Here is a 9,408-nt window from a genome sequence, read left to right as displayed (position 1 = left end):
ACCAGTTTTTCATCAAGGCGCTTACCTTTATAGTGAATGGACAAATCAACCTGACGCTTGCATGCGATTTTTCGGTCTGTAATGCCGGGTACAAACAGCTTTCATAAACGGACTCAAGGAGTCCTGGACCCAAATTTCTATGAACTTCTATCGAGGCATTTCCACTTAGTCGGTTTCGCTTAGCTTCATTCACATTAAGAATCTCTGGGTCTTTGTGTCTCTGTGGTTAAACGTGTGAACAACACCATTAATAATAACTAAAGGTCGTTGACACTAATGGATGCAAATATAACATTTTTTCTTTAATTTACAATAATTCCGGCTGTGCGATTTTGTGAAATTCGCTTCGCATTTATTGACACCTTCTTTTGTAAATCGTATATTCTTTCTCCAAATTAACCAAAACACCTTTCTAATTTTCGGAAAATATGACCCGCAGAAATCTTTTTATCGATGGCAAAAAAACTCCCTCACTTAGAGGCCACACCTCTAAGGTTTTTAATCCGGCAACGGGTGAGATTTTAGCCGACGCAGCCGACGCTCGTTCAGAAGATATCGATATCGCGGTGCGGAGTTCAGACCGCGCATTCGCTGAAGGACCTTGGCGTAGTATCAATAGCCGTGAGCGGACTCGCTTATTATTAAAATTTTCTCAATTAATCCGGGAAAATGTAAAGGACCTTGCGGACATAGAAACGAAAAATGTTGGGAAACCAATTCGTGAAGCCAGAGATGAGGTTAACCTCGCTGCAGACTGTTTCGAATATTATGCCGGTGCCATCAACAAAGTAGGTGGGCAAACAATCCCAGTTGCCGCTCCTGGTGTAAGCATGACTTTCCGCGAGCCCATTGGCGTTTGCGGACTCATTTTACCCTGGAATTTTCCAATTGTGATTGCGTCCTGGAAAATTGCACCTGCATTGGCGATGGGCAACACGGTTGTGGTCAAGCCTGCCGAGCAGACCCCTTTAACCGCCCTTCGCCTTGGTGAACTTGCCGTGGAAGCGGGTATCCCCGCAGGGGTGCTGAACATCGTTCCGGGAAGGGGTGAAGTGGCGGGCGAAGCACTTGTCAAGCATCCTTTAGTCCGAAAAATTTCATTCACAGGTTCCACAGAGGTTGGCCGCAAAGTGATGAAATTAGCAGCGGACGACATTAAGCGAGTTACTTTAGAATTGGGGGGCAAATCTGCAAACATCGTTTTTGCGGATGCTGACTTTGAGAAAGCGCTGCCCGGAGCGGTTTGGAGCGTGCTGGGAAACGCAGGTCAGGATTGCTGTGCCCGCAGCCGCTTGCTACTTGAAAAATCAATTTATGATGAATTTGTTTCTAAGCTTGCTGAATTGTTTAAACAAGTTCGGCTTGGTGACCCAGAGAACGAAGACACGGAAATGGGTTCTTTGATTTCACAAAAACAGCATGAAAGAGTTTTAAACTATGTTGAGTTAGGAAAAAATGAAGGAGCCTCTTTAGTTTGTGGTGGTGAATCCCCTGGAGAAGAAGAATTTAAAAAAGGCTTTTTTCTCAAACCGACTCTCTTTACAGATGTGAAACCTGAAATGCGCATTGCCCGGGAGGAGATTTTTGGACCGGTCCTCTGTGCTATCCCATTTGAAACTGAAGAAGAAGCAATTGCGATCGCAAACAAAAGTACCTATGGTCTCTCCGGATCAATCTGGACAAAAGATATTGAGCGAGCTTTGCGAGTTGCTCGAGCAATTGAAACAGGTGTGATTTCTATAAACACGGGTCACAGTGTGCATTTGGAAGCGCCATTCGGCGGTGTAAAACAAAGCGGGGTTGGACGCGAGCTGGGCCTGGCCGTACTGGATCATTATAGCGAGTTGAAAAGTGTGTTTATTCATACTGGAGGCTAGATGCTGGATGCTGGATGCTGGATGCTGGATGCTGGATGCTGGATGCTGGATGCTGGATGCTGGATGTAGTCTGCGGGAAGTCGATTATTACTGACTGAGTGATAGGAGGGTGGGGCAATGGCAAAGAGCTATCGGGATTATGAGATTTGGCAAATGGCGCATGAATTGGCGGTTCGAGTTCATAAAATGACATTGGCGAAATTACCAAAGTTTGAAATGTTTGAGGAAGCCAGTCAGATCCGTCGCTCCTCGAAGTCGATTTCAAGCAACATCGTCGAAGGTTTTGGCAGGAAGAGGTATAAGAATGACTTTATTAGATTTTTGATTTACGCGCTGGCTTCTTGCGATGAAACGCGTGATCACGTGGAGTTTTTATATGAAACAGGTTCTTTAAAAGATGAATCGATTTTTCAGGATCTGGGGAAGCAATATGATATTCTGGGAAAGAAGATTAATACCTTTTTGAAAAGGGTTATCGAACAACATTTAGCTCCAAAAGAAGTTTCTGGACAATAACCAGTATCGAGAATCCAGCATCCAGCATCCAGCATCCAGCATCCAGAATCCAGCAGCAAGCATCATCTAATTACAAGGGAGGAGAAATGGCGGCAAAGCAAATTCCGGGCATGCTCGACATCAAGACCCTAAAGAAAATGATCGAAAAAGGGGAAATCGAAACTGTCCTCGCGGTCTTTCCGGATATCTACGGTCGTTTGATGGGTAAACGCATCACCGGACAATTTTTCGTGGACGATGTATTGGACGGCAGCATCCACGTCTGCGACTATCTGCTCGCTTGCGATATGGAAATGGACCCGGTGCCAGGGTATGCTTTTACCAGTTGGGCTGACGGCTACGGTGATGTTCGCCTTGTTCCTGATATGAACACGTTGCGGTTGGCAAGTTGGCTTGAAAAAACAGCCCTGGTTTTATGCGATGTTGCTAATGAAGAAAAGGATGAATTGATCGAAGTTGCACCAAGAACCATCTTACAAAAACAAGTTGAAGCAGCCGCCAAACGAGGTTACATTCCCATGGCCGGCTCTGAACTGGAGCTTTATGTTTTTAAGGACACTTACGAAGAAGCGGCTCAAAAGCAGTACCTCGATTTAGAAACAATTGGCCGTTATATTGAAGATTATCATATTTTGCAGGGGACGAAAGAAGAATTTGTCATCGGTGCGATTCGCCACCATTTAGATCGTTCCGGAATCCCTGTAGAATTTTCAAAAGGGGAGTGGGGGCCGGGCCAGCAGGAGATTAATCTGCGCTACGCTGATTTTTTGGAGATGGCCGACCGGCACGTAATTTACAAACACGCGGCAAAGGAAATTGCCATACAGAAGGAGTGCTCCGTTTCTTTTATGGCAAAATGGGACGAACGCTATGCCGGATCAAGCATGCATTTACATGCCAGCCTCTGGGATAAATCGGGGATCAATTCGCTTTTTGCCGGAAAAGAAAAACTCGGGTCAGTAAAAGCTTCTCCACTATTCAAATGGTTTTTGGGAGGCTGGATGAAGCACGTTCGCGAGATTTTTGCTTTTTATGCGCCTTACCCAACTTCCTACAAACGTTTTGTCGCGGGCTCTTTTGCACCGACTGGCATTGCCTGGAGTTATGATAACCGTACTGCGGCATTTCGGATCGTTGGACACGGTCCTTCTCTGCGTATTGAATGCCGCGCTCCCGGCGCTGACGCCAACCCATACCTCTCTTTTGCTGCAACATTGGCGGCTGGTCTCGATGGAATTGAAAACAAAATCGAGCCGCCGCCGCTGTTTGAGGGAGACGTTTATACGGCACAAGATATTCCGCAGGTTCCTAAAAGCTTGAATGAAGCCATTGCCGAAATGGCCCAAAGTAAGTGGCTTCATAAAGCACTTGGCAAAGAAGTCATAGAGCATTATTTACACTTCTTTCGGACCGAGCAGCGAAAATTTGATGAAGTGGTGACGAGTTGGGAACGGGAAAGATATTTTGAAAGGTGCTAGTTCTCCAAGCGTTATCGTGCTGGTGTGTTAAGGTTTTTCAAGGTGTCCACTAAATCGGGGGAAGATTATAAAAGATTACTTTGACACAGTCACACTCTAAAACTTAAACACTATCCAACTAAGAAAATATTATGAACGATTCTCGCCAATCGCCGATTATTGGCATCACAACCTACGGCCGTAAAAAGGACGATAACTACTATCTTCCCGGTTCATATGTCCACTCCGTTCGTAGCGCGGGCGGGATTCCAATTCTGTTACCTCCGGGTGAAAAAAGCGTCGGCATAATCTTAGAACTTGTAGATGGACTTATTTTCGCGGGTGGCGGAGATATCGAGCCGAGTATTTATGGCGGCAATTCACATTCAACAATTGCGGGCGTCGATCCGGAGCGGGATGAGTTTGAATTGGCTCTCGCAGAAGAGGTGTTAAAGAATTCGATACCAAGTCTGGGTATTTGTCGTGGCTCACAATTGCTGAATGTTGCGACCGGCGGTAAGTTGATTGAAGATGTCCCGGATGAATTGGGTGATTCAATCTTACATCGGCTAAACGTTGGTGAAGCTTCTGAACATCCGGTTCAAATTGAACAAGGAAGCCGGCTTGCTGAAATTATGGGCTCAAACGAGGTGAATGTGAAATCACAACATCATCAAGGAATTCGGACAGTGCCAGAGGTTTGGCGAATTTCTGCGCAGGCGCCAGATGGTCTGATTGAGGCGCTGGAGCATAAAACTCACCCGTGGATGCTCGCGGTTTTATGGCACCCTGAGATATCTCCGGAGGATCCGCACCACCAACGACTTTTTAAAGCTTTTGTGGAAGCTTCTTCAATCACGAATTACTCACATGAACACGAAAAAAGATAAAAGCGCAGATGACATCTCTGGGGGAATCTCGTTCAGAATAGGTATAAAAATAAGGAACAGTATTTATGCGATTAAAAGATAAAGTTGCACTTATAACCGGCTCTGGCAGCGGTATCGGCCGGGAATCCGCACTTTTGTTTGCCAGGGAAGGTGCGAAAGTATTGGTGGTCGACTTAAAAGAAGAGTTAGGTAAAAAAACCGTAGAGGAAATTAAAAAGACAAATGGAGAAGCGAGTTTCTTCCGTGCGGATGTTTCAAATGCAAATGAAGTGCAGGCAATGATTCAACACGCGGAAGATACGTTGGGAGAATTAAATGTGCTTTTCAATAATGCCGGTATTTTCCCGGACAAGGATGGCTCCGTTCTTGACACAGAAGAAGATGTTTGGGATCTGGTGATGCAAGTGAACTTGAAAGGCGTGTTTTTAGGATGTAAGTATGGCATCCCGGCTTTGCAGCGAGCGGGAGGCGGCTCGATTATCAACACAGCCTCATTCGTTGCTTTGATGGGAGCGGCTACGTCGCAAATTGCTTACACGGCATCTAAGGGCGGTGTGCTCGCCATGACCCGTGAAATTGCAGTGGAATTTGCACGGCAGAATATTCGCGCCAATGCGCTTTGCCCCGGCCCGGTTGAGACACCGCTTTTGCAGGAGCTACTTTCCGATCCCGAAAAGCGCCGGCGAAGGCTGGTTCATATCCCGCCCGGCCGGTTTGCGCAAGCCACGGATATAGCGCAGGCAGCTCTTTTTCTGGCAAGCGATGAATCTTCTTATATAAATGGCACAGCATTTTCTGTGGATGGAGGAATTACTGCAGCTTATGTAACGCCAGAGTAGGTTCTATTTCGGAACTCATCGATCAAATAAAAAAGCCTTCACACAAAATGCATGAAGGCTTTTAATCTCAAACTATTCTATTATCAGTTTTTGTTGCGGTTAACGGTTTCACTTCTGGCGCCCTTAGGTTGGTGCATTTTTTCAGCCGTTTTCGCAATCTTGGTGGCGTGATCAGGATCGGACAAGGCAATCAAATCCGCCAGAATAAATTGACTCTCTTTGAATAAAGTGTCCGGAGCTCGATCTTCTCTTGCAATCTTCTCACCTTTTTTCAACGGTTTCAGACCTTTTGCAGCACGTCTTTCATTGACTCTTTTAAGTTTAACGGCTTCTCTTTCCTCACTATAGGTCTTGCGTGTCGCCTCATTTAGCGAAATTGTATTTTTCTCCCTTTCTTTTTTATAACGGTCGATGTTTTCAACAAGATATTGAAACTCGGTGTTCTTGGCCAATCGTTTTTTAGAGTTTAAACTTAAGGCTGATAAATACATTGAAACGCGATCATCCGACTGAAACATGGCCGGAGAAATTTCATCCCAGGGCAGGGCGTGATCTTGTTTGTCTTCACCGAGGTAGTTGAATTCATTATAGATGGAAGGAAAATTAATATCCGGCATAACGCCGCGATGCTGGGTTGAAGCGCCGGTAATTCTGTAAAACTTTGCAACCGTTATTTTTAGCTGCCCCACTTTTTCATCGTCGAAACGCATGAACCGGTTTAGACTCAGAAGGTTTTGAACCGTTCCTTTGCCAAAAGTTTGACTGCCTAAAATGATTCCACGATCATAATCCTGAATCGCCGCTGCAAAAATTTCTGATGCCGAAGCGCTGTAACGGTTTACAATAACAGAAAGCGGTCCTTCATATACGATTTCTGGGTCGGGATCGTATTCAACTCGTTTTGATCCACGCAAATCTTTCTGCTGCACGACCGGACCCTCTTTAATAAAGAGTCCGGTTAACTCAATGGCTTCCTGCAAAGAGCCGCCGCCGTTGTTACGCAGATCGATGACAATTCCATCAACTCCGGCTCCCTGCAATTCTTTAATCAACCGGCGAACATCCCGGGTGGTGCTTTTATAGTTTCTGTCTCTCTTTCGCTTGGCATCCAAATCAATATAAAAAGAAGGTATGGTTATGACGCCAAGTTTATAGTTCCTTCCTTCATGATCGAACTCGACCGTGTCACTTTTTGCCGCCCGCTCTTCGATGACCACTTTATCGCGCACCAAAATGATTTCTTTTGGGGGGTTTCCGGCCGGGCTCTCCGCCTGGATAATTTCCAAACGAACCGTCGAGCCTTTTTTACCGCGGATTTTTTGTACAACATCGTCAAGACGCCAGCCAATCACATCGACCATTTGACCGTCTTTTCCCTGCGCAACACCAATTATTTTATCATTTGCCAAAATTAGCTTGCTTTTATCGGCCGGGCCGCCCGTAATGATGCGAACCACTTTTGTGTATTCATCTTCTGTGGTCAATTGCGCGCCAATACCTTGCAGCGAAAGGCTCATGTCGATATTAAAATTTTCAGAGGAAACCGGTGAAAAATAGCTGGTGTGTGGATCAAATGTTTCGGAAAGCGAATTTATAAAAAGCTGAAAGACGTCTTCCGAATTGTATTGGTTGATATTTTTCAGCCGGGTCGCGTACCGTTTTTTTAACTTCTTTTTTATTTTCGACGATTCCTGATCGGCAAGCCTCAGACCCAGTGCCTCGTTTTTGAGTTTCTTCCGCCAGAGCTCGTCGAGTTCGCTGGAAGTTATCGCCCATTCCGCTTCACTGCGATCCAGGGTGAAGTTTTCATCAATTGTGAAATCAAATTCTTTGTCAAGGCGATTTGTTGCAAATTCAATTCTGTGTTCCGCACGTGTTTTCCAGGTGTTGAAAATCTGGAAAACCGGCTCCAAATCGCCTGAGAAAATAATATCATCCAGAGTGTAACGGAATTTTTCAAATTCGGAGATATCGGAGGCCAGAAAGTATAAACGCGACCGATCCAAACTTTCGATGTACAAATCCAGCGTTTCCGATGACAGAGCATCATCAATTTTTTGGTGATTGTAATGATACTTGCGAAGGAGTTTTGCGATGACCGGTGCCGCCACGCTATGTGAGTCTTTTGGTTTTAATTCTTCAGCACTTCTCAGGTTTTGAATTGGAAGGAGTAAAAGTGAAAACAGGACGATAAGAGCGGCTTTCCAGTCCGTGAAAGTTTGTTTATGAATCTTTTTCATAATTCGGTCTCCGTTCGAATAGTATGCTTTTTTATATAACATAGAAATATTTCAGAAAATTGCTTAAAAATTTCGATTTTATTATTATACGCTTTCAGTTCATTAAGTTCAGGAAGAAAAATATTTTGGACGTAAGTCTCTAATTATCTTATCGGTAATTTGTTCCGCCGACATGACAGATAAAGTTATAATTTGATCTTTTTTATGGAATTATGCGGAGACTTTTTGAGGTTTTTGTTTGAGATTATATTCTCAAACGGTTATCGCTGCCAGCGCCCAAAGGCGCTGGCAGCGCTTGGCTATTCTTTCCGCAGTGTTATATTGCCGCTGGTCTCGATTCTGACCAGAGTGCTGCCGTCTCCCAATTCAACTCTTGCCTGCTGCTTGTTGGAATCTTCGTTGAGATAAACCGGGTAGTCTGAGCGAATTTTGCCGTAACTTGTATAAGCAGAAATCGTCACATTTGCGCCCTCAGGAAGTGAAAGCGTCACAGCTTTATAGGAAGTTATGAGCTCGATTTGACTCTCTTTGGGTAGTTTTTCAATCGCATATACTTCTATTGAACTGTTTTGTCCACGAACCTTGATTGAACCGCCGGTTCTTTTTAAAATTACTTGTTTGTAAGAATTCACGATGTCGGCGTCCCCACCAAGCCCATCCACCAGAACACTGCTGTTGCTGCCGTTGACTTTCAAGCTGCCACCGAGGTCCTTTACGCTGACCGATTTATAAGACGCACGAATATCGGCGTTCTTCTTGACATCAGAAATGGCTACCCGACAATTACTGCCGTCAATATCAAGGTTGCCGCCGACTTGTTCTACATTGATGTCTTTATAAGATGACTTGATTTCGACGTCATTTTGAATGTTTACTGCCGTGACCCTGCAGTTGCTGCCGTCGATTTTGAGGGCTCCGCCAATATCGCTCACACGGATTTCTTTATAGGATGAGCGAATGGATGCGTCTTTCATGGCATTCTTAACCTCGACCGAACTATTTGAGCCGATGATGGTCAATTCACCGCCGATATTAGTTGCCACAATCGGTTTGTAGCTGGAATTAATCCAGAGATCGCCCTTGACATCGGAGACATTGACTGAGCAATTTGAACCTCTGACTTCCAATTTTCCTTGGACATTGGAGACTTCAATCGGTTTATAGGAACTCTTTATGAAGCAGTCGCTTTCAACTCCGCTGCCGCTAACCGGACTATTGCTTGCATGAACGGTTAACGTGCCACGGATATTCTCGAATTCGACAGATTTGTAGCTGTTATCAATTTCCGCATCCCCGCCAATTTTTTTGAGATAGACTTCTCCGTTACTATTCTTTACCGAGACCTCGCCCTGAAAATCAATAACTTCCACACCGGCGTAGCTATTGTCCACCTTTAGAGAACCCCCGCATTTTCTAATTGAGACTTCACCGGAATTGTTCTCGATATCGTGGTCGCCAAAAACGCCCTTCAGGTCGACGTCTCCGTAATCGTTGTCCACAACGATCGACTGTTTTTCGGGTACTTGAATTCGAAATTCGATGTGCATGGACAGGTTGTCAAAGTCGCCATCGAAAAGGGAGCGGATGAG

The 9,408-nt window shown here is 45.0% G+C and carries 7 protein-coding genes and 1 pseudogene; 5 read left to right on the top strand and 3 right to left on the bottom strand.

The window, feature by feature from the left end:
* Positions 1-193, bottom strand: a pseudogene (locus tag IH879_13745) (GxxExxY protein).
* Positions 194-428: 235 nt separating this feature from the next.
* Here IH879_13745 and IH879_13740 point away from each other — a divergent pair.
* From IH879_13740 to IH879_13720, 5 genes are all read left to right on the top strand, one after another.
* Positions 429-1,877 carry an aldehyde dehydrogenase gene (locus tag IH879_13740; GenBank protein MCH7675998.1) on the top strand — a complete coding sequence of 483 codons (1,449 nt, stop codon included), beginning with the start codon at positions 429-431 and terminating at the stop codon, positions 1,875-1,877.
* A 117-nt stretch (positions 1,878-1,994) separates the two neighbouring features.
* Complete coding sequence (locus IH879_13735; protein ID MCH7675997.1) at positions 1,995-2,393, top strand: four helix bundle protein; 399 nt, start codon at positions 1,995-1,997, stop codon at positions 2,391-2,393.
* 86 nt (positions 2,394-2,479) lie between these two features.
* Positions 2,480-3,871: a glutamine synthetase gene (locus IH879_13730; GenBank protein MCH7675996.1), complete on the top strand. Its 1,392-nt coding sequence runs from the start codon at positions 2,480-2,482 to the stop codon at positions 3,869-3,871.
* Positions 3,872-4,002: 131 nt separating this feature from the next.
* A complete protein-coding gene (locus tag IH879_13725; GenBank protein ID MCH7675995.1) occupies positions 4,003-4,740 on the top strand; it encodes a gamma-glutamyl-gamma-aminobutyrate hydrolase family protein in 738 nt (245 codons plus the stop codon).
* A 65-nt stretch (positions 4,741-4,805) separates the two neighbouring features.
* Positions 4,806-5,579: a glucose 1-dehydrogenase gene (locus IH879_13720; GenBank protein ID MCH7675994.1), complete on the top strand. Its 774-nt coding sequence runs from the start codon at positions 4,806-4,808 to the stop codon at positions 5,577-5,579.
* Between the two features lie 83 nt (positions 5,580-5,662).
* Here IH879_13720 and IH879_13715 read toward each other — a convergent pair whose 3' ends face one another.
* Positions 5,663-7,819, bottom strand: a complete 2,157-nt coding sequence (locus tag IH879_13715; GenBank protein MCH7675993.1) for a carboxy terminal-processing peptidase — start codon at positions 7,817-7,819, stop codon at positions 5,663-5,665.
* A gap of 299 nt (positions 7,820-8,118) precedes the next feature.
* A partial coding sequence (locus IH879_13710) for a hypothetical protein (protein ID MCH7675992.1) occupies positions 8,119-9,408 on the bottom strand: 1,290 nt, incomplete at its 5' end.

The organism is candidate division KSB1 bacterium (assembly GCA_022562085.1).
Taxonomy (GTDB): Bacteria; Zhuqueibacterota; Zhuqueibacteria; order Oceanimicrobiales; family Oceanimicrobiaceae; genus Oceanimicrobium.
The sequence above is the reverse complement of the archived record's forward strand: the minus strand, read 5'-3'. Positions and strand labels throughout refer to the sequence as shown.